General features: G+C 61.4%; 16 protein-coding genes and 1 pseudogene. 12 read left to right on the top strand and 5 right to left on the bottom strand.

Going from position 1 to position 20,658, the window contains the following annotated elements:
* Positions 1–69 precede the first annotated feature (69 nt).
* The 6 genes and pseudogenes from RCO31_RS07770 to RCO31_RS07745 all read left to right on the top strand — a co-directional run bounded on the left by RCO31_RS07770 (position 70) and on the right by RCO31_RS07745 (position 4,420).
* Entirely contained in the window at positions 70–807 is a 738-nt protein-coding gene (locus RCO31_RS07770) for a LysR family transcriptional regulator substrate-binding protein (protein WP_308967738.1), read from the top strand.
* Positions 804–1,535, top strand: coding sequence for a peroxiredoxin-like family protein (locus RCO31_RS07765; protein WP_308967680.1), 732 nt, complete (start codon positions 804–806; stop codon positions 1,533–1,535). The genes RCO31_RS07770 and RCO31_RS07765 overlap by 4 nt, the downstream gene beginning before the upstream one ends.
* A gap of 742 nt (positions 1,536–2,277) precedes the next feature.
* Positions 2,278–2,730 (top strand): peptide-methionine (R)-S-oxide reductase MsrB, encoded by a 453-nt coding sequence (msrB, locus tag RCO31_RS07760; protein WP_308967737.1) that lies wholly within the window; start codon positions 2,278–2,280, stop codon positions 2,728–2,730.
* 2 nt (positions 2,731–2,732) lie between these two features.
* A complete protein-coding gene (msrA, locus tag RCO31_RS07755) occupies positions 2,733–3,245 on the top strand; it encodes a peptide-methionine (S)-S-oxide reductase MsrA (protein WP_308967679.1) in 513 nt (170 codons plus the stop codon).
* Positions 3,246–3,933: 688 nt separating this feature from the next.
* Positions 3,934–4,128 (top strand): annotated as a pseudogene (locus RCO31_RS34700) (ergothioneine biosynthesis protein EgtB); the annotation flags it as partial.
* 37 nt (positions 4,129–4,165) lie between these two features.
* Positions 4,166–4,420: a DUF2171 domain-containing protein gene (locus RCO31_RS07745; RefSeq protein ID WP_308967677.1), complete on the top strand. Its 255-nt coding sequence runs from the start codon at positions 4,166–4,168 to the stop codon at positions 4,418–4,420.
* Positions 4,421–4,535: 115 nt separating this feature from the next.
* Here the strand turns inward: RCO31_RS07745 and RCO31_RS07740 are convergent, their stop codons facing one another.
* The 4 genes from RCO31_RS07740 to egtD all read right to left on the bottom strand — a co-directional run bounded on the left by RCO31_RS07740 (position 4,536) and on the right by egtD (position 9,829).
* Positions 4,536–5,516: an AraC family transcriptional regulator gene (locus tag RCO31_RS07740; protein WP_308967676.1), complete on the bottom strand. Its 981-nt coding sequence runs from the start codon at positions 5,514–5,516 to the stop codon at positions 4,536–4,538.
* A gap of 438 nt (positions 5,517–5,954) precedes the next feature.
* Entirely contained in the window at positions 5,955–8,387 is a 2,433-nt protein-coding gene (lon, locus tag RCO31_RS07735; protein ID WP_308967675.1) for an endopeptidase La, read from the bottom strand.
* 10 nt (positions 8,388–8,397) lie between these two features.
* The gene (locus RCO31_RS07730; protein WP_308967674.1) at positions 8,398–8,805 is read right to left on the bottom strand and encodes an Hsp20/alpha crystallin family protein; all 408 of its coding nucleotides are present in this window, start codon (positions 8,803–8,805) and stop codon (positions 8,398–8,400) included.
* Positions 8,783–9,829 carry an L-histidine N(alpha)-methyltransferase gene (egtD, locus tag RCO31_RS07725; protein WP_308967673.1) on the bottom strand — a complete coding sequence of 349 codons (1,047 nt, stop codon included), beginning with the start codon at positions 9,827–9,829 and terminating at the stop codon, positions 8,783–8,785. Before egtD ends, RCO31_RS07730 begins: the two co-directional genes overlap by 23 nt.
* Positions 9,830–10,259: 430 nt before the next feature.
* Here egtD and RCO31_RS07720 point away from each other — a divergent pair, with 430 nt between their 5' ends.
* From RCO31_RS07720 to RCO31_RS07710, 3 genes are read left to right on the top strand one after another with little or no spacing between them, the layout of a single operon-like run.
* Positions 10,260–11,054, top strand: coding sequence for a gluconate 2-dehydrogenase subunit 3 family protein (locus RCO31_RS07720; protein ID WP_308967672.1), 795 nt, complete (start codon positions 10,260–10,262; stop codon positions 11,052–11,054).
* A gap of 12 nt (positions 11,055–11,066) precedes the next feature.
* Positions 11,067–12,827: a GMC family oxidoreductase gene (locus RCO31_RS07715; RefSeq protein WP_308967671.1), complete on the top strand. Its 1,761-nt coding sequence runs from the start codon at positions 11,067–11,069 to the stop codon at positions 12,825–12,827.
* 26 nt (positions 12,828–12,853) lie between these two features.
* A complete protein-coding gene (locus tag RCO31_RS07710) occupies positions 12,854–13,231 on the top strand; it encodes a cytochrome c family protein (RefSeq protein WP_308967670.1) in 378 nt (125 codons plus the stop codon).
* Between the two features lie 351 nt (positions 13,232–13,582).
* On the opposite strand, the gene RCO31_RS07705 is transcribed toward RCO31_RS07710, so the two are convergent.
* Positions 13,583–13,987 (bottom strand): DUF4440 domain-containing protein, encoded by a 405-nt coding sequence (locus RCO31_RS07705; protein WP_308967669.1) that lies wholly within the window; start codon positions 13,985–13,987, stop codon positions 13,583–13,585.
* A 335-nt stretch (positions 13,988–14,322) separates the two neighbouring features.
* Between RCO31_RS07705 and RCO31_RS07700 the strand changes: the two genes are divergently transcribed.
* The 3 genes from RCO31_RS07700 to RCO31_RS07690 all read left to right on the top strand — a co-directional run bounded on the left by RCO31_RS07700 (position 14,323) and on the right by RCO31_RS07690 (position 20,468).
* On the top strand, positions 14,323–16,050 hold the full coding sequence (locus RCO31_RS07700; RefSeq protein WP_308967668.1) for a GMC family oxidoreductase N-terminal domain-containing protein: 1,728 nt from the start codon (positions 14,323–14,325) through the stop codon (positions 16,048–16,050).
* Between the two features lie 117 nt (positions 16,051–16,167).
* Positions 16,168–17,301, top strand: a complete 1,134-nt coding sequence (locus RCO31_RS07695; RefSeq protein ID WP_308967736.1) for an efflux RND transporter periplasmic adaptor subunit — start codon at positions 16,168–16,170, stop codon at positions 17,299–17,301.
* Positions 17,298–20,468 (top strand): multidrug efflux RND transporter permease subunit, encoded by a 3,171-nt coding sequence (locus RCO31_RS07690; protein WP_308967667.1) that lies wholly within the window; start codon positions 17,298–17,300, stop codon positions 20,466–20,468. Before RCO31_RS07695 ends, RCO31_RS07690 begins: the two co-directional genes overlap by 4 nt.
* The last annotated feature ends 190 nt before the right edge of the window (positions 20,469–20,658 follow it).

Genomic DNA, 20,658 nt, shown 5'->3' with positions numbered 1-20,658 from the left:
GGCGGGCAGTTGCTCTACCGCGAGCGCCAATTGACGCAGCTCACCGATCTCGGAAAGGAAGTCCTTCCGATGCTGGAACGCACGCTGGCGTCGGCAGAGGCGGTGCGTCGCAGAGCGAAGGAGTTCCAACGCAAGGAGGTCGCGCCGCTCAAGATCGGCCTCGCCCCAACGATCTCGGCATCGCTCGTCCTCGATCCGATCGCAGAGATTGCGAGGTTCGTACCTGGACTTCAAGTCGAACTGCGCGAGGGCGCAGCGGAAAAACTCGTCGACCTCTTGCTTGAGGGGGAGATCAACGCCGCAGTGGTCGGGGACGTGCGGGACATACCCCCCCGAATCGACGATTGGTCGCTGTTTGAGGAACGCTACGTCGCGGTTCTCGCGCCGACACACAAGCTGGCCAACCGTCCCTCGATCGGCATCGACGACCTCCAAGAGACTGTCTTGCTGGATCGATCCGGATGCGACGTCGCCCCAAAGATAAAGCGGTCGTATTTTCCTGAGCAACCGCCCCGCTTCGGCCACTGCAGTGGTCATGACTTGCACCTGCAGCACATGGCGGCGGCTGGCTTCGGCGTGATACTCGCGCCCGAGCACATGCCGCGCCTTCCGATGCTCAAAACCATTCCGCTCGAAGGTGATCAGGTTTCTCGGGAAGTCCGGTTGCTGGCTGTGCAGGGGCGCCGCTACTCGCCTGCGCTAGACGCTTTCGTCAAGGTCGCCCGGCTTCGCGACTGGTCGATCGAAGTTCGCCATCGAGGCACGCCGCAAGAAACGTTTTCGGAAGTGGCGAGCGCGTCAGCATGACCGCGACACGCACGCCACCCGCCAACCATTTCCAACCAATCGATCCGCAGTCTGACGCCTCGCCGAGGCCAAACCAGATCGACAAGACATTCGCCCAGATTCGCTCTGAGCTGTTGGCGACATTTAGCCCCGCGGACTGGGAGTCATACAACCATCTCGTAGGCTGGCTGCGCGATACAGGCGTGGCATCATACGCGTTGAACGTCGGAGATACCGCCCCGGACTTCCTCCTGCCGGACGCCGATGGCCGCCTCCACTCCTCTGAGCAGCTGCGTCGAAACGGCCCGCTCGTCCTGAGTTTCTTCCGAGGCGGCTGGTGCCCATTCTGCACCGCAGAGCTGTGCGCCCTCCAAGCCGCGAAGGATGAGTTCGAGAACCTCGGCGCAACTCTCGCGGTCGTGACACCCGAGACGAGGCATTTTCCGCGGCAGCTCAAGCAAAGCCTGGGATTGGAGCTGAAGGTGCTCTCCGACGTCGACTACGCCGTTGCGATGTCATATGGCGTCCTGTTCCGGGTGCCCGACGAGACCAAAGCGCACTATTCCGGACTCGGTTTCGACTTCGGTGCGCGGCACGGTTCGCCGGTCTGGATGCTGCCCATTCCCGCGACCTACGTGATTGACACGGACGGTCGGATCCGCAGCGCGTTCGTCGAACCCGACTTCACGGTGCGGGAGGAGCCGGCGCAAATCTTGTCCTCTTTGCGCCGGGCCGCGTCGACGTCCTAACCGGAACGGCCCGCCATCAGTGCCGAGACCATCGCAGTCGCGGACTGTGAGGCGATGGGTGCGTCGGCGCGAAGAGGATCGGCCTGCCGGGCTTCCAGAAGGCTCCGAGCGAAACATCGTCAGCAGTCCGCCCCGCTCGACGCATTCGCGACTGCCCATGTCCATACTCAGGTCCGGCCTTCGATCAATGCCGCGGCACTCGCCTCGGCCGCCGCGTTGAAGGCTGAAGCTCCCGGAGGTCAGGCGCACTGAGTCCGGAGCTCACTTTGCTGGTGGCACACAGACGTCGCCGCAGGTGACTGCGCAAGCTTGCTCAAGACTTTGGGAGGTCGGGAATATACCCGAGAACAAACGCGACGACTTTCTCGGCCGGCATTTCGCAGGGCCGCAAAGAGGGTACTCCCGACCTCAGCCGGTAAAGGTTGAAGCTGACCACATCGCCACCGCCGAGCGCTCGCGCGACCAGGTTAGTCCGCTTTCCATCACGAGAGTTCCGCACCATCACGCCATATCGCAGACCGTTGTAAACGCCCTCGCCGTAGCCGTCCGGTATCGCGGCGAGCGCCGATTCAAAGTTCTGTTCCAACAATTTCAGACCCTTCGACGGGGGAGCGAATTGGTTCCGGCAGATTTGAAACACTTCCAGCCACGATCCTCAGGCATCGTTTCGATAGCTGGCGGTGATTGGACACTCGCCCACCCGATACCTATCTTCACGCCAGATCAAAAAGGAGCTCCGCAAATGGCGACCTATAGGAAAAACCCGGAGGCGGTCTCGGCGCTGACTCCCGAGCAGTACCGCGTCACGCAGACCGATGGGACCGAGCGCCCGTTTTCCAACGAATACTGGGACAACAAGGAGCCTGGCCTCTACGTCGACGTGGTTTCCGGCGAGCCGCTCTTCGCATCCTTCGACAAGTTCGATAGCGGCACTGGCTGGCCAAGTTTCACCCGGCCTTTCGAGGCCGCGAACGTCGTCGAGAAGGTCGACAACTCGCACGGCATGACTCGGACCGAGGTTCGTTCGAAGCACGGCGATAGCCACCTGGGTCACCTCTTCCCCGACGGGCCGCGCGACAAGGGCGGGTTGCGATACTGTATGAACTCGGCCTCCCTCCGTTTCATCCACCGCGATCAATTGGAAAGCGCGGGTTACGGCGAATACGCGAAACTTTTCGACAAGCAGGAGGCGTAACCATGGCAGCGACTACAGAACGCGCGATTCTGGCCGGCGGTTGCTTCTGGGGAATGCAGCAGCTGGTGCGGCGTTTGCCCGGTGTCGTGTCGACGCGAGTGGGATACTCCGGCGGTGACGTGGAGAACGCCACCTACCGCAACCACGGCACGCACGCCGAAGCGATCGAGATCATGTTCGATCCAAGCAAGACGAGCTTCCGCGACCTGCTGGAGTTCTTCTTCCAGATCCACGACCCGACCACGCTCAACCGGCAGGGCAACGACCGCGGCACGAGCTACAGGTCTGCGATCTTCTACACCAGCGAGGATCAGCTGCGCGTCGCGCAAGACACGATCGCCGACGTCGAGGCGTCAGGGCTGTGGCCGGGCAAGGTAGTAACCGAGCTTTCTCCCGCCGGCGATTTCTGGCAGGCCGAGGCGGAACACCAGGATTACCTGGAACGCTATGCGAGCGGCTACACCTGCCACTTCATTCGCCCGGGTTGGAAGTTGCCTCGGAGGAATGCCGCTTGACGGCGCCTACCAAGCTATCCATGACTGCGGCGCGCACAGCCTTGCCGCGTGCGCATCGCAGTTTGTTTGCCAGGTGTCCAGGCTGCCGACGTGAAATCGGTCATGCCGCGACAAGCTGGAGAGGGCTGGACGGGGGCCGACACGGTTTTTAGATTCCAAACCCGGAGTGTTGCATAGCGTTTGCGTACGCGGCGCCATCCCCGTTGCGACAGCCCATTCCGAATTTATGCTGAGGAATTGCAATGGCTCCTGTACATTCTTTCCAGTCGGCACTCACGCTCAGCGATCTTGCCGTCGCGAAGCCGCTCAACTCTCTACCGACTCACAACGTCGCCGGGCTAGTCGAGTTCGGATGCCGCCACGAGCAACAGCACCACAAGCTCCTGCTCACGGCCATCCTCCTCCATCCGTTCGCGCAAAATCCAAGTCCCAGCCTGAGCAGCGGCGCAACTCATTGATGAGGCGAGCAATGCGCAGCCGCGTCAGAAAATTTGCACATGTCCTGGAGCGCTTCGGCCTTGCTTTGGCGGGAGCCGCAAGCGGTTTGTTCGTCGCCATCCGTGTCGGTTCGAGCGTGTCGGCGCCGACTTCGCAGGGATTTGCGCTGATCATGATGCTGGGCGGCGCGCTCGGATTCTATCTCGGCATCGATACGGCGCCAAAGCAATACCATCCGAAGGACACGGCCTCACCTTACCCGAGATTCCACGCAGTTGAAGGCTCAGTCGGCGAGTACAATGGCAAGTTCATGTCCGGACAGTTCGTGTTGCGCGGCGGCTCTTGCGTAACTCCGCCGGGACACCTCCGCGCGACTTACCGCAATTTCTTCCCCGCCCATATGTGTTGGCAATTCGCAGGACTCCGCCTGGCGGAGGACGCGTAGCTCGGGCGCAATCATTGAAATCACAAGGAGAGACCAAATGACAAACGACAAGATCGCGCGGAATATGGAAGTCATCGGCGCGGACGGCGTCCACGTCGGCACCGTGGACGGTGTCGCCAACGGTCGCATCAAGCTCGCGGAGCGCGACAGCGGAGAGGGCCGACACAAGGGTCACGCGCATTTCATCGACCTTGGATTAGTCGCCGATGTCGAAGGGCAGAAGGTGCGTCTTTCTGCGAATGCTGCCGTGGCCGTGACATTCGAGGAGGAGCAGTCGGGAAAACCGGTCTGAACAGACATCGAGTTGGTGCCAGTTGACAGACCTTTCGCGGTACCGACTCCGTCAAATCCGGACGGTCCGGCTTTCCGTGCGTCTGGCGAGCTTCAGGCCGATCCCGCGCCGGCACTTACGCTGTTGCCGCTGCCGGCCGATGTCCGCCCGCATCGGATTCCTCAATCATGTCTTCAGCGGGAGTTACCCTTTCGGAGAAGGCACGCTGCGCCTTGGCACGGTATTCTGACGGATCGCTGCCGTAGTACCTGCGGAACGTGCGGGTGAAGCTACTCCGGCTCTGGTAGCCAGCGTTCAAGGCGACTTGGTCGATAGACAACGCGTTGGCGGCAAGCAGGTCCGCCGCGTGACGCATCCGCACGCGGCGGAGCAATGACATCGGCGACTCTCCGAATGCAGCGGAAAACCGCGCCATGAAAGCCGACCGGCTGAGACCGACGGCCTGCGCCAGGCTCTGTACCGTATGTGGGACCGACAGGCGTGAGGTCATGGCGGCGAACGCCCGCGCGATCGGCGGATCGCTCAATATCGCGAAGCGCTCGACCCAAGGGTTCGTCGACACCAAACAGCGCCGGAGCAACGCGAGCAGGACGAGTTTCAGGAGCGCCGCCGACATCGCTCCTCCTCCGACGTGCTGGGCAGTGAGCTCTGCCATCGCATAGGACATGACCTGGTCGAGCTGGTCGTGCACGTCGAACCTCTCGACGACGGCCGTCGCAAGGGAGGCGAACAAGTCGAGCGCCGGACCGTAGTTGGCCCGGAAGGACCCGCAGGCAAGCACCAGCGTTGGCGCTCCGTGCCCAACGGAGTGCCGCTGTAACGACCCCAGCGTGAAGTCCCTGCCGTTCCGTTTGCCGACGGTCCGTAGTGTGGCTGGGTGGGCTGCCGCCGTTATTGTCATCGCCCGCCCGGGTGGAACGATCACCAGTGTGTGTGGTGTCAGACGTATCGGCGCTTCATCCTCAAGGAGGATGAACCCGGTCCCTCGAAAGCAATAGTGAATGGTGGACGTCGCCGTGCGGGCGACCGCCAGGTGGGCATCCGCCGCAAGTGCGCACTCCGACAGCCTGACGGAGCTGACGTCCAAAGTCGTCATCAACTCGTCCAGGTCTTTTCGCGAAATACGCCAATACAGCTCGCCTGCCACGTCCAAGAAGCCTTTATGGTGCTCAGACCCACATCAGCTCGGCTTCGGGACAGCGGGATGAGGCCAACTCATGTAAGCGGCCTGCGCGACTGGCTGAAGGGCCTTTCGCGCTCCAACCTGATCTGGGGTTCGATCGGTTCTGTCTTCGTTGCCTTCAACTGAAGCCGCTGAACCATCACGCAATTTCGGGCTGCCGAGTAGTGGTCGCCGCTGAATTTGATATATTCAGCCGCAACATGAATTTGCCCGTCGAGCATTTCAGCGACGCGCGAAGCTTTATGAATTTATGCCCATTCGCGTCGGCGAGAGATCTCAAACCGAGATCGACCGCCGCGAGTCGTTCCTAACCGACCGAACTACGCGGATGCGGAAACGTCCAGTCGCGTGTCATCGCGCTTGCCGGCCGGCCACCGCGGACTGGTCGGTCCGCACACCTACCGCTGGCGCGGGCGGGCTTGCGCGCTCCTCCAATCCGGCGGCAACCGCATCATCGACGCGTTCAAGCCACACGATCTCAAGCTTGTCCCGGGCGCCGGCGGGGATGTCGTCGTAGTCGCGGCGGTTGCGCGCCGGCAGCAGGACGCGCGACAAGCCCGCTGCAGCGGCGGCGACGACCTTCTCCTTGATCCCACCTACGGGCAACACAAGACCCCGTAGTGAAATCTCCCCGGTCATCGCCGTATCGCTGCGGACATTGCGACCTGTAACGAGGGACGCAAGGGCTGTGAACATTGCGACGCCGGCACTGGGTCCGTCCTTTGGCGTCGCGCCTGCGGGCACGTGGATGTGGATGTCGCTACCGTCGAGCACGCCGGCGTCAACACCGAGCTCCGACGAACGTGTCTTGAGGAGGGTCAGCGCGGCCTGGGCGCTCTCGCGCATCACGTCGCCCAGCTGTCCGGTGAGGATGAGACCACCCTTGCCGGGTGTTCGCGTGGCTTCGATGAACAAGATGTCGCCGCCGACCGGCGTCCACGCCAAACCCGTTGCAACCCCGGGGATACTCGTCCGCATCGCGACTTCGCTCTCGAACCGCGGCTGACCGAGTATTGCTGCGATGTCGTTCGCATTCAGCCTAACGGCGGTCGCGCTTCCCTCCGCGATCCGGACCGCCACGTTGCGCAGGGTCTTGCCGATGTCTCGTTCCAGGCTGCGGACACCCGCCTCGCGGGTGTATCCGCTGATGATGAAGCGCAGGGCCTCGTCATCTACGTCAGCTTGTTCGGACGTCAGGCCGTTTGCCTGGAGCTGTCGGCGCACGAGGTAGCGTCGCGCGATCTGAAGCTTCTCCTCCTCGGTGTAACCCGGCAGGCTGATGACCTCCATGCGGTCGAGCAGCGGGCCCGGCACCGTGTCGAGGAGGTTCGCGGTCGCGAGGAATACGACACGCGACAGGTCAAACGGAACGCCGAGATAGTTGTCGCGGAAAGACGCGTTCTGCTCCGGGTCAAGTACTTCGAGCATCGCGGCGGAGGGATCGGCTCGAATCCCCCGGCCGAGCTTGTCTATCTCATCGAGCATCATGACACAGTTACGGGCGCCTGCCTTCTTGACTGCTTGAACGATGTTGCCCGGGAGCGCACCGATGTAGGTTCGTCGATGGCCGCGAATCTCCGCCTCGTCGTGGACGCCGCCGAGGCTGACACGCACGAACGGGCGCTTCATCGCGCGCGCAATCGATTGGCCCAGCGACGTTTTGCCGACGCCGGGCGGCCCAGCAAAGCAGAGGATAGGCGCCTTGCCGTCTGGTGCGAGCTTTCTGACTGCGAGGTACTCGACGATCCGGCTCTTGATCTTCTCGAGTCCGTAGTGATCCTCGTCCAGGATGCGCCTTGCCTCCGCAATATCGATCTGCGCCTCTAACGGCAGGCCCCATGGCATCTCGCTCAGCCAGTCGAGGTAGTTTCGGACCATTCCGGCCTCGGCGGCGCCTTCGGGCATGCGTTCGTAGCGCCGAAGTTCCTTCAGCGCCTGGCTCTCCGCCTCTTCCGGCATGTTCGCTTTGGCGATGGCGTCCTCCAACTCCGCGATCTCTTGGGCCTTGCCGTCGCCCTCGCCCAACGCCCGCTGTATCGTCGCCATCTGCTCGCGAAGGACGGCCTTGCGTTGCCTCTCGTCGAACGTCGCCTTAGTCTGCAGGCCGATCTCGTTGCTGAGGCGCAGGACCTCTATGCGCTCGGAGAGACGTCGTGCGACCTTGTCCATGCGCGCGACGAGGTCGACCGTTTCCAGGATCTCCTGCTTCTCCTTCGGCTTGATGTCCATGAACGACGCGGCAAGGTCTGCGAGCGCGCTCGGTGTTTGGCTGCTCTCAAGCGCGACGATCAACTCCTGTGGCACCTGCGGGAGCAGTCGCGCGGCGTCGACTGAAAGCCGGCGCAGGTTCAGCAACCGCGCCTCGATATCTGGCGAGCTACTGGCGGGTTCAGGGATTTCAAGAGCGCGAGCGGTAAGAAATGGCGTGCCAGGAATGAAATCGAGCACTCGCATCCGCTGCACGCCCTGGCAGACGACGTGATGTGTGTTGTCGGGTCCGGTCAGATAACGGATGACGTTGGCCAGTGTGCCGATGCGGTACAGGTCGTCTGGTCCCGCTTCACCCAACTCAGCGTCTTGCTGCAGAAGGATTCCTATCTGGCGCTGCTCGCGGACCGCCTGCTGTGCGGCCGCGACGGACGACGGCGCGCTTAGCGTGATCGGGGCGAGCATCCCCGGAAAAAGGACCGTGTTGCGTACCGGAACAATTGGGACAGCGTCTTGTGGGATCGAGATCGGCCGCACACCGCTTTGGTCGGCAGAAGTTGTTTCGACGTCTGGCATACTCTCCCCTTCAGGCCGACTTGTTGAGACGAAGGCCGATGCACCCATGGCTGGAGAATCGGGTTATCGCGTATCGTCCAGGCGACAGGGCGAGGCGACGTTCGAAACAACCCTGCGGGAGCTCCAAACGGTGGATCCGCGCATCTCGCAATTCCACGGGAGGCTCGCGGCGGCCCCGAATGACGAGGGTGTCACCTTCGATCACTGCCTCGACATCATCCGGCGCGACACCCGGGAGCGCAACGAGGATCAGGATCTCCGCCTCCGTCTCGAGCACATCGACAGGTGGCTCCCAACACGGCTCGCGCAATCCCTCGCGAGGTAGCAGTTTCAGAAACTGCTGGTGCATTCTCTCGGCGCGCGCGAGCGTCCCGAGCGCGGCGGAGAGCATCCAGTTAACGTGGTCCGTGCGCTGCATCGATCCTCTCCAGATTGGTGTTTTTTGCGATGACCGTGCGAGATGTCACGCCGGCGTTGAGTTTGGCGGCGTGCGGCAAGAGTGCGAACACACAAAACAACCCCTTATCATCCTCCCACGCCTGCGACACCCGCCAGCCTGCGCGTTTCGCGAGCGCGGCAAACCCCTCGCGATCGTATTTCCTTGAGCTCTCCGTGTGGATTGTTTCGGCCTCCCGGAAGTGGAATCGGCGTTGACCGATCGAAGCCCATTGGTCTGTGAGGCTTAGCAGGTGCATCTCGACCGCTCTTTCGGCGCCGTTCCACTTCGCGAGGTGCCGGAAGCGGTCGAGGCAGAAATCGCCCCCGAGTTCTTTGTTGATGCGGGCGAGCAGGTTGAGGTTGAACTGTGCCGTGACGCCTTCACTGTCGTCGTAGGCTCGCAGCAGCGTCTCGACCGGCTTCGCGAGGTCAACGCCGACGATCGCGGCACCGTCAGGTTCAACGTGGCGTACCATCTGAGAGAGGAACGCCTCGGCTTCGGCGGCGTCGAGGTTTCCGATCGTCGACCCAGGAAAGAATCCGACGCGCCGACCCGAAGGCATTCCCGTGGGCATCTCGAACACGCTTAGGAAGTCGCGTTCGATGGGGCGCACCCACAAAGAAGGAAAGCGACTTTCCATCCGATGCGCCGTTTGAAGCAGGTACTCCCGTGCGACGTCGATAGGCACATAGCCCCGCGGCGCCATGAGCGCCTCCAGCACCACCTCAGTTTTCACGCCGGCGCCCGCGCCGTACTCGATCAGGATTGGTCCCGGCCCCGCGAATTCCCGCATTACGCATTGGCGTGCCCGCAGGATCTCTGTCTCCGTGCGCGTTGGGTAGTAGTCTTCGAGGCGCGTGATCTCTTCGAACAGGTCGGATCCTCGTTCGTCATATAACCAGCGGCAAGGGATCGTTTTTTGAAGGCGGCTCAATCCCTCGACGACGTCGGCGCGAAAGAGGTCATGGTCGCAATGCGACAGTGTCGCAGAAAGATCGTGCATCGACGGTCGCTTCCTTGAATGGCCCGAACGAGAACACCGCGGGCCGGACGCCGCCGCGGCCGGAAAAATAAGTCCACGGACCGTACCGCGAATCCATAATCCGTCGCCGTTCGTCCAAACGACAGCGCGCCTCCGCTTTCCGGGGCTGTATCCGAGACAATCCGGAAATGAGCAGATTTGCAATCGCGGTGGGCAACGGCGCGCCCAACGCGTTTAGGCGACGATGCCTCACACCTATCGAAAGCATACCCAAAGGGAATTTCTAATTTCGCCCACCGCGTCCGATTCTGGTTGTGACCAAGGCACCGCGCAAACGTGGACGCCTTAACATTCTAACGCGCTGAGCCGCCGTGCCGCGCGTGGGCCGCAAAGGAGTAGCCGCGAAATCACACGATTATGCGGCGACCAAAAACAGTGGACTGCAACTCCGATGACCGATGAGCCAAACGACAAGACCCACGTTGCCAGCCGTCGGCGCTTTCTCGGCGTTGTCGCCGCCACCGGTGCAGCTTCTGTCGCTCCGGGTGTCGTGGTAGGAACCGCCGCGACCACCACGGCTCTCGCGGAAGCATCCCAACCTGCGCCCTCCCAGGCCGTGGATGCTTCCGCGAGTCCTGCGACTTGCAAACCGCCATGGCCGACGCCCGGCTACCTGTCATTCGGGCCGGATGAAGCCGGCTTCGTCGAGGCAATGGTCAACGTGATGTGTCCTGCGGATGCGCTGACGCCAGGCGGCGTCGATTGCGGGCTCGCGACCTACATCGATCGACAGCTGGCAAGCGGTTTCGGTAAGGGCGCGCGCCTTTATATGCGCGGCCCCTGGCGAGAGGGTAAGCCGGAGCTCGGTTATCAATCGCCGCTCACGCCCGAGCAGTTTTTCAAGGCTGGACTTGCTGCTGCGGATGCGGCCTGCCGGACGCGCAATGGCAAGTCGTTTAGTGAATTGGCTGCGAGCGACGCTGACCGCTTTCTCTATGAAATAGCCGGAAGCAAGGTGACGGACGAGCGCGTGCCGCTCTCCTCGTGGTTCAACGAACTTGTCTATCCATTGTTTGAGCAAGCTTGCTTTGCCGATCCCATCTACGGCGGCAATGCCGGCAAGGTGTTCTGGAAGGCTATCGGCTATCCGGGCCTGCCGGCGGTTCACTCACAGGACATGATCGATTTCCGTGGCAAGCCCTTTCCAGGCGCGGCCGATCCGAAATCAATCGCCGACTTCGCTTGAGGGACGAAAATCATGGCTACACGCTTGAAACACCGCGCGGTCGTTTTCGTTGGCGGCGGATTCACGGCGGCGCTGGCTGCTCGCCAACTGACTGCCAAGGGCGTCGATGTCGTCGTCCTTGAACGTGGAATCGACCATACACATACCGCCGCAACAAGTCTGCCATCGCAACGCGACGAACTGCGTTGGGACGTCCATGGTGAGCTCTTTCAAGATTGGTCCGTCCAGGCCTACACGCTTCGCCATAATGGCGACGAAACGGCTCTGCCGATACGGCGTCTCCAATCTTTCAAGCCCGGCGAGGGAATGGGCGGTGCTGCCAATCACTGGAACGGACAGACCTGGCGCTGGAGCGAATCTGACCCCGTTTTGCGCACCCATCTTGAGAACCGGTATGGAAAGAAGGCTATTCCAGCTGAAATGGCGATCCAGGATTGGGGCGTCACCTATGCCGAGATGGAACCCTATCACGATCAGTTCGAAAAACTGTTCGGCATCGCCGGCAAGGCGGGAAATCTGCGTGGCAAGCTGCAAGAGGGCGGAAATCCGTTCGAGGCACCACGACAGAACGACTTTCCGCAAAAACCTCTACCTATCACTGAAGCGGGTGTGATCTTCAGCGAGGCAGCCAAGAAGTTAGGTTACAAACCTTTCCCCTTGCCCGCAGCAAATTCGCCGGAGGCCTACACCAATCCCGATGGCATGCAGCTTGGTCAGTGCCAATTCTGTGGTCATTGCGAGCGCTTCATTTGCGAAGCCAATGCCAAGGCCAGCCCTGAAGTTCTGCTCTATCCGATGCTGAGAAAGCGCAAGAGCTTCGAATTGCGCCTCCAAACTCACGTTCTCGATATTCTTTATGATCGCAAGTCCAAGCGCGTGACCGGCGTTCGCTACATCGATCGGGTAACGGGCGAGGAGTACGAGCAGCCGGCGGACGTCGTAGTGCTTTCTTCTTTTACGATGTCGAACACCAAGTTTCTGCTGATGGCAGGGATCGGAGCGCCCTACAACCCGAAGACCGGTCAAGGGGTCGTCGGCAAGAACTTCTGCCACCAGACAATGTCCGGAACGCGTGTCTTCTTCAAGGACCGCTGGATCAACCCGTTCCTCGCGTCCGGTGCCTCACAAACCGTGATCGACGAATTCAACGGTGACAATTTCGACCACAGCGGTCTCGGCTTCCTCGGAGGCGGCTACATCTACGCCAACGTTACAAACGGACGACCGATTACGAGCCGAGGCGTCCCGCCTGGAACCCCGAAATGGGGCTCGGCCTGGAAGAAGGCCAACGCTGATTGGTACGCCCACAATTTCACCATATCCGCCCATGGCAGCTGGTATCCGCATCGTGAGAACTATGTCGATCTCGACCCCACCTATGTCGATGCTTATGGGCAACCGCTTCTGCGCATGACGTTCGATATTCGTGAGAACGAGCGCAGGATGTCCATCTATCTGTCGAAAACGATCGACGAGATCGCCAAAGCGACGGGTGCCGACATCGCGCCGCCGACACCGCCCCGCAAGGGTCCGTACGACAGCCGCATCTATCAGAGCACCCATGTTACCGGCGGCACGATCATGGGAAGTGATCCTGGCACCAGCGTCGTCTCCCCTCGCCTGCAACACTGGGATGCGGAGAACCTGTTTGTCGTCGGTGCGTCCGTCTATCCGTTCAATGCGGGCTACAACCCCACAGGCCCGCTGGGGGCCCTCGCGCTTCGGCTTGGTGACGACCTCAACGATTACGTCGCACGCCCGCGCCACCTCTGATCCCGATCCAAACGAAGGACATCCCCATGAAAAGCGAGAGGACAATCGCCGCGTTTATCGCGGTGTTCGTGCTTGCGGGAGCAACTGCGACTTCCGGTTACGCGCAGGACGCCGAGCACGGGAAGACCATCTTCAAAGCGTGCGCAACATGTCATGCGCTAGACAACGCAAATCGCGTCGGACCGGGACTTGCAGGGGTCATCGGCAGGAAGGCAGGCGCGGTCGCCGGTTTCCGCTACAGTAACGCGATGAAGAACTCCGGGATTGTCTGGGATGCGAAGACCCTCGATGCGTTTCTGGAATCGCCACAGAAAGCGGTTCCCGGAAACAGGATGCCGTACGCCGGTCTGAAGAATCCGACGGACCGTACGGACCTCGCCGCCTATCTTGCTACGTTGAAGTGACGGCTCATTGAACCAGGCGTCATCGAGACCCTATTCTTACGCGCGCCAAAAGATGGTCGCGATCGAACGATGATCCAGCACCGTTGGTATTGATCTGAGCCCGAACCTCACCACGGTCGCGTTCCTATCGAGAACAAGCGGGCTGTCGGCGTCGAGCTGAGCAACATTGGCGTCGAGACAATCATAGCGGCGAGGTCGTGTTGTCAGTCACAGCCGTCCATGTCCCGACGATTCCAATTCGCTCAGGCGTTGGACTGGCCGGACAGATAGGCCGGCGCCCTATCGCGGGCGTCGTCGGCGCGAGGCTGAAAGAATGGCTCCGTCGCCGACACTCGCCGTGGCGCAGATATGTCAGACGGCCCGCCGCACCGCCGTCCCTTGATTATTGTCGATGAGGTAACGCCAGAATCCATCCGCGCCGCGACGCACGATGTCGCACGCCGTGCCATGCACGTGCACGTCCTTACCGTCCGGACCCTTGCCATGAATAGACCAATCCAGAACGATCTGAGCGGTATCGCCGGCAACAAACACATGGCGCACATTGGTCTCCAGCGACAGGCCGAGCTTGATATCGCGCCCGATTATGGCAGTGATCTCCGCGTGATCGGTGATAACTCGTCCATCGTTCGCGACGAACACGGCCTCCGGCGCGTACATCGCCATCTGGTTCATGACGTCGCCGGAGTTAAAACGCTTTACGAGCGACGGGATAACATCTTCGGGTTTGGTAGGGAGGGGAAATTTCTCGGGCATCAGGGGTCTCCTGTTCGCGTTAGTTGAACTGCGGCGAGGCAATGACGCACGCTGCAAGAGCCATTGATCGCGGCGCCCGACCTACATTTCCAATCGCCGATGCGTATCGTTTTCATAGCGATAGAGAATGAAGAGGCGCCAGTCCTCAATCCATTCGCAAGTCGGGCGCGTTCTTGCTCCAGGAAGCTCTTTCTCGCGCCGCGTGGCGTCAGCCAATAACGATCGGCTATCGACTCCATGGCCAGAGGTCATTTCCCTCGCCAGCCACGCAAAGTCATTTTCCGAACTTAGTCCAATTGATCTCGGCATCCAGGCACCGCGAAGGCGCCGCGGCTATGGTCGTTCATTTGGCGATGCAAACAACGCGAAAGAGACAAACAGTGATGTCCGAGGAAGCCTACGACATTGTCATAGTTGGCGCTGGCGCGGCCGGCTGCGTCGTCGCGAGTTATCTCGCCGAACATACCGATGCCTCGATCGCCCTGGTCGAGGCAGGCGACACGGATCGTGATCCCTTCATCCACATTCCAGCAGGCTTTGCGCTAATGTTGGCCCATGACCGGCATGTGTGGACATACGAGACAGTTCCCCAGCACGGCGCTAAGAAGGCCTTTCGCTCCGGCAAGGTGCTCGGCGGCGGCTCTTCGGTCAACGCGATGGCCTACGTCCGCGGTCAGCCGCGCGACTTTGCCGCGTGGCAAGACGCGGTCGGCGACACCGGCAACTGGTCGTATGAAGACCTGCTTCCGGTCTTCATGGCGCAGGAAGACAACGACACGTTCCACGACGACTATCATGGCATCAATGGTGGTCTGGCGGTTTCTTTGCCCAAGGGCATCAACAAACTGAATCAGTACTGCCTTAAGGCCTTCCAAGAATACGGGCTCCCGTTCAATCCAGACTATAACGGCAAGAGCCAGATCGGCGTCTCACCCGTGCAGTCGACGGTTGGAAATGCTCGCCGATGCAGTGCGGCCGATGCTTATCTACGCCCGCACCTTGCTTCGGGCCGCGTGACCCTTCTCACAGGCAAGACCGTTACTCGCGTTCTTATCGAAAACAAGCGGGCGGTCGGCGTCGAGCTGAGCGACAATGGCCTCGAGACGATCTCGGCCGGAGAGGTCGTGCTGTCGGCCGGCGCCGTCCATAGTCCGAAGATTCTTATGCATTCGGGTGTCGGACCGGCCCAGCAGCTGCGCGACCACGGCATCGCGGTGATCGTGGACTCTCCTGAAGTCGGCGAGAATCTCCATGACCACCCGATGGTGCCGGTGCGCGCCTATGTGAAGGGAGATCTCGGCTATCAGGCCGCCGCGCACGGTCTCGGTACTGTGAAGGCGGGCCTGCGCTATCTCGTCACCAAGGATGGCCCGGCCGCGGGTACCGGCATCGAGACGGTTTCGCACTGGAACCCGTCCGACTTCACCGCAGATCCCACGATCCAATGCTATCACGCGCCCATCATCTCGAACCAGGACCTCAAAGCTACGGGAGATCGCTCGGGCATCACTTTCGAGCTCGTCGTGCTTCGACCCAAGAGCCGCGGCTGGGTGCGGTTAGCCGACAACGACCCGACGTCGATGCCGCTGATCAACCCCAACTTCATGGGCGAGGATGAAGACCTGACGGCCGCCGTGGACTCGGTACATGCGATCCGTAACGTGATGGCGCAGGAGTCGTTGGCGGCGGTGATCGAGGAAGAGAAGGAGCCTGGGCCTGGCATCTGTTCCGACGCCGAGATCAGCGAATATGTGAAGCGTACTGTGTCCACGATGTGGCACCCGGTCGGCACGTGCCGGATGGGCAAGGATGAGCGAGCGGTCGTTGACGCAAGGCTGAGGGTTCGCGGCGTCGACAACCTCAGGGTGATCGATGCCTCGATCATGCCGACCATCACCAGCGGCAACACCAACGCCCCGACCCAGGCGCTTGCGCGCCACGCCACGGCGATGATGGTCGAGGATCTGAAGCTAACAAAAAGCCCGCGGGCACAAAACGACGACGACGCTGGCGGCATCGTCACGCCCGCTGAGGTCCTGGCCAATTCATACATAACATTCTAGGTCCCTGGAGAGATTGAAGTGGATGTGGCAGACACAACGGAGTATCGCGCTCCGGCGATTTGGCGCGATCGCGGTTCGCTTCGCTACTTTGCGCGGTGCGGCGGAGCACCGATCGGTATGCTGTTGGCGCTCGCGCTCGTTGGCTGCGATGACAAGGGGCAATCGCAGGTCACCCCACCTCCGCCGCCGGTCACGGTTTCGCAACCGGTTAAGCGGACCGTCACGGATTGGGACGAGTTCACAGGTCGCTTTGAGGCGATCGAGGAAGTTCAGGTCCGCGCTCGTGTCGGCGGCTTCATCGACCGTGTCGCATTCAAGGACGGTGCGATCGTCAAGGCCGGCGATCTGCTTTACGTCATAGATCCTCGCCCGTTCGAAGCGGTCGCACTAGAAGCTGAGGGGCAGCTCGCTGACGCGCGCGCCAAGGGCGAGCTTGCCAAGCGAGACCTCGATCGCGCTCTGAGCCTCGTGCAGTCGAGCGCGGTCTCCGAACAATCGGTCGATCAACGCCGTCAGGCGCTGCAGGCGGCACGCGCCGCGGAGACGCGGGCCAAAGGCGCGCTGAGGGTTGCGCAGCTCAATATCGAGTTCTCCCACGTGACCGCACCGATCGCCGGCCGCGTCAGCCGTCGTCTCGTGACTCCGGGCAACCTCGTGCAGGGCAGCGAGGGCGGCGCGACACTACTGACTTCGATTGTATCGCTCGATCCGATCTATATGTATTTCGACGTCGACGAGGCGACCTATCAGCGCAACAGCAAGCTGTGGTTCGAGGGCAAGCGGCCGAGTTCTCGCGACACGTCTAACCCGGTGCAGGTAACTCTGTCCGGCGAGACGAAGCCCTCGCATGATGGAAAGATGGACTTCCTCGACAATCGACTGGACGACTCGACCGCGACGCTGCGCAGCCGAGCGATCATCCCAAACAAGGATCTCTCGATCCTGCCAGGCCAATTCGGCCGGGTCCGGATCATTGGCTCCGCGCCATATGAGGCGCTGTTGATCCCGGACACCGCCATCGCAACCGATCAATCGCGCAAGATCGTGTTCGTGGTCAAGGAAGACAACAGCGTGGAGGCAAGGTCGGTTGTGCTCGGGCCACTCGATGAAGGGCTGCGGGTTATTCGCGAAGGTCTCAAGGCCGAGGATCATGTCATCGTCGATGGTCTGCAGCGTGCTCGCGTCGGTGCCAAAGTGACACCGACGATGGCAACGCCGACAGGCGATAAGGCAACAGGTGCCACACCATGAATCTCGGAAGGCTTTCCATCAACCAGCCCATCCTCGCGATGGTGCTGTCGATCGTGCTCGTGATTGTCGGTGCGATCGCTTATACGACGCTACCGATATCGGAATACCCGCAGGTGGTGCCGCCGACCGTTACAGTCACCACGAGATATCCGGGCGCCTCGGCGCAGACCGTATCCGACACGGTCGCCGCCCCGATCGAGCAGGAGATCAACGGCGTCGAGGACATGCTGTATCTCTACAGCCAAGCGACGTCGAACGGCCAGCTCACCATCACCGTGACCTTCAAGCTTGGTACCGATCTCGACAAGGCCCAGGTGCTGGTGCAGAACCGCGTTGCGATTGCGCAACCGCGTCTGCCCGAGGAGGTGCAGCGCAACGGCGTCGTGACCCGCAAAGACTCGCCCGACATCCTGATGGCGGTGTTTATGCTGTCGCCCGACGACACGTTCGATCAGCTCTACATCTCCAACTATACGTTGCTGCAGGTGCGCGATGAGCTTTTGCGAATCGATGGCGTCGGCAACATCGAGATGTTTGGCGCGCGCGACTACTCGATGCGGTTGTGGCTCGATCCCGACCGGATCGCAAATGTTGGTCTGACATCAAGCGAAGTGCTTGCAGCGATCCGCGCCCAGAACCTGCAGATCGCGGGCGGACAGATCGCGGAGCCGCCCATTGCCGATCGCGCATTCCAGCCGAACCTCGTCTTCACCGGCCGCCTCAAAGATATAAGGGAGTTCGAGGACATCGTGGTGAAGGCCGGCTCCGATGGTCGTATCGTGCGGCTGCGCGACGTCGCTCGCGTCGAGCTCGGTGCGCTATCCTACAACACCAGCAGCTTCATTCTGCGCAAATCGGCCGTCGCAATGGTCGTGACGCAACGGCCCGGATCGAACGCGCTCGCCACCGCGAAGCATATCTCCGACACGATGGAACGGCTCAAGACCAACTTTCCGAACGGATTGGACTACAATATCGGCTACAATCCCACCGAATTCATCGCTCGGTCGATCCATGAGCTGATCAAGAGCGTCTACGAGGCGATGGCGCTCGTCGTGATTGTGGTGCTGGTGTTCTTGCAGGGCTGGCGCCCTGCGATCATCCCGATTATCGCGATCCCGGTGTCGCTGGTCGGCACCTTCGCGGTGATGGCCGCGCTCGGATTCTCAATTAACAATCTGACGCTGTTTGGCCTGGTTCTCGCGGTCGGCATCGTGGTCGACGACGCGATCGTGGTTGTCGAGAATGTCGAGCGACATCTCCAGCTCGGTACGAGCCGGCGCGAGGCGGCGCTCAAGACTATGGAGGAGGTCGGCGGCGCGCTGGTCTCGATCGCGCTGGTGCTCTGCGCGGTGTTCGTGCCGACGGCCTTCCTGGGTGGCATTTCCGGAGAGTTTTTCCGGCAATTCGCCGTCACCATAGCGGTCGCGACCGCGATCTCGTGCTTCTGCTCGCTGACGCTGTCGCCGGCATTGGCCTCGCTGATCCTTACTCCGCACGAGGAACAACGTCCGCCGGCGCGCTGGAATATCATCGCGCGCGGCTGGGACAGGTTCACCGCGCTGTTCAACCGCGCCTTCGATCGCCTCGCGCACGGTTACGCGACATCGGCCAATTTCGTGATCCGACATACGGTGGCGATGCTCGTGATCTATCTCGCGCTGATCGGCAGCGCCGGTTGGCTGCTCGTGAGCACCCAGCAGGGCTTCATTCCGGAACAGGATCGCGGCTACCTCATCATCTCGGCGCAATTGCCAGGCGCTGCGTCGCTGGCGCGAACTACCGCGGTAGTCCGCGAAATCGAGCGGATTGCGCTGGATACGCCAGGTGTCGTCCGTGTCGGGGCCTTCGCCGGCTTCTCCGGCGCGACGTTCACGCAGGCGGGCAATGCCGCCGCGCTTTTTCCGGTGTTCGACGAGCCGGAGGAGCGGATGAAAAAGGGATTGTCGGCGAGCGCCATCACGGCCGAACTGCGCAAGCGACTGTCGGTCGTCCAGGGCGCTTTCGTGATCGTCATTCCGCCACCCGCGGTGCCGGGTGTCGGAACAGGCGGCGGTTTCGCAGTCCGCGTGCAGGATCGGCAAGGTCGCGGACCTGAGCTGCTGGCGGCTGCGACGGATGAACTGGTGGCGGCAGCGCGCAAGTCACCCAACCTGACTTCAGTGTTCTCACCGTTCTCCGCGAACACACCGCAGTTGTTCGTCGATATCGATCGCGTCAAAGCACAAAAGCTGGGGGTGCCGATCACCAACATCAACGACACGATCCAGACCTATTTCGGCTCGACCTATGTCAACGACTTCAACCTGTTCGGACGCACCTATCGCGTCACGGCGCAGGCCGACCAACTATTCCGCAAAGAGACCTCCGATCTCGCTCGGCTGCGTACCCGTAACGCCGCCGGCGACATGGTGATGCTCGGAAGCGTCGTGGACTTCAAGAACATCTCCGGACCGGACCGCGTCGCGCGCTACAATCTCTACCCGGCGTCCGAGATACAGGGTGAACCGGCGGGCGTGAGCTCAACGACAGCTCTCAACACTATCAAGCAACTGGCGCAAGAAACGTTGCCAGGCGGCTTTTCCTTCGAATGGACCGATCTGTCCTATCTACAGGTGACCGGGGGTAATGCCGGCCTCTATGTGTTCCCAATCTGCGTGCTGTTCGTCTATCTGGTGTTGGCGGCGCAATATGGCAGCTGGACTCTGCCATTCGCGGTCCTCCTGATCGTACCGATGTGCCTCTTCGCGGGCACCATTGGCGTGCGCATCATGGGCCAGGACATCAACATCCTGACACAGATCGGCTTTGTTGTGCTGGTGGGACTGGCGGCCAAGAACGCGATCCTGATTGTCGAGTTCGCGCGCGACATCGAGCTTCAAGGCAGGTCGCGGCTGGAGGCCGTCATCGAAGCCTGCCGGCTCCGCCTACGGCCGATCCTGATGACCTCATTCGCCTTCATTCTCGGCGTATTGCCGTTGGTTGTGTCGACCGGTTCCGGCTCGGAGATGCGACAGGCGGTCGGTGTCGCAGTGTTCTTCGGCATGCTCGGCGTCACGCTGTTCGGCCTGATCTTCACGCCGATCTTCTACGTGGTGGTACGCAACCTCGCGGAAGGAAAGAACGAGAGCAAGCTGACCCAAACAATGGCAGCCGCAGCAGAATGAGCAGCGGTGACGCCGATGCACGATGAAGCGGGAACGCGATCTCTCTCACTCGTACGAGCGCGGACCGCCCATCTCGAAGGGTGCGCGGCCCCGCCCCCACCGCGCGCCCTTCGAGCCTCGGTCCCCTCAGCACCTGAGGATGACGGGTCCGAGACTGTACGGCTGGAGAGGCGATACTATTGGCTGTGGG

Source organism: Bradyrhizobium sp. LHD-71 (assembly GCF_031157255.1).
Taxonomy (GTDB): Bacteria; Pseudomonadota; Alphaproteobacteria; order Rhizobiales; family Xanthobacteraceae; genus P52-10.
Note: the sequence above shows the minus strand (reverse complement) of the source record. Positions and strands in the feature narration are given on the sequence as shown.